Source organism: Nitratireductor sp. GCM10026969, from assembly GCF_042660605.1.
GTDB lineage: Bacteria > Pseudomonadota > Alphaproteobacteria > Rhizobiales > Rhizobiaceae > Chelativorans.
Genome location: NZ_JBHSUM010000324.1, coordinates 1 through 688, shown reverse-complemented (window position 1 = coordinate 688; position 688 = coordinate 1). Strand labels below are relative to the sequence as shown.

The 688-nt window shown below is 57.6% G+C and carries 2 protein-coding genes; both read left to right on the top strand.

From position 1 onward, the window contains the following. The coding region (locus ACFP9U_RS25280; protein WP_378625657.1) for a helix-turn-helix domain-containing protein at window positions 1–197 on the top strand (197 nt) is incomplete at its 5' end. Window positions 198–503: 306 nt separating this feature from the next. After that, window positions 504–688: hypothetical protein (locus ACFP9U_RS25275; protein ID WP_378625656.1), on the top strand; the 185-nt coding region annotated here is incomplete at its 3' end.

Genomic DNA, 688 nt, shown 5'->3' with positions numbered 1-688 from the left:
CGAAGACGTTCGGACAGCCGCCTTACAAGTTCCTCACCAACATGCGGCTCGATTTTGCCGAGCGTCTGCTTGTCGAAACGGATTACACCTTCAGCGAGGTGGCCTTTCTCAGCGGCTTTTCGAGCCAGAGTCACCTGACGAGCACGTTGAGCAGGTTGAGGGGCATGACTCCAGCGAAGGTTCGCAAGAGCAAGTAACCCCTATATCCTCTCAATTTTTATTCCACTTCAGGTAGCATTTACGTAGTGGCGGTTCTGCAACAGTTACGTCGCTATTTTTGTGCAGTTCGTAGGACTGTGAAATCTCTGTGTAGATCTGAAATACAACCGTGAACTGTTATGCACAATGCACCCGTCGGTGATCTCCGATGTTGGGCGCACCCTGCCGAGGCGTTGATGCGGCATACGGAATCCGAGGGGGATTCCAATGCGATGCCGAGGCGGGCGACGAGTGTCAGCGCAAGGCCGCCCACCAGCGGATGATCCACATGCGAGGGGTCACTCATGCGCTATTTTCCTTTGCTTTCAGCAGCAGTGCGCCGCGCTGGTGCAAGCCTTGGCCGTATCGGCGCACGGTTCACATGCGTCGCGGCGGGGCTCGGCGCCCTTGCCCTTCTGACGGTATCGGCCACGGACGCGCAAGCGCAGGCGCAGACCCCGTTCGCCGCCTGTACGTCGACCATGTATCT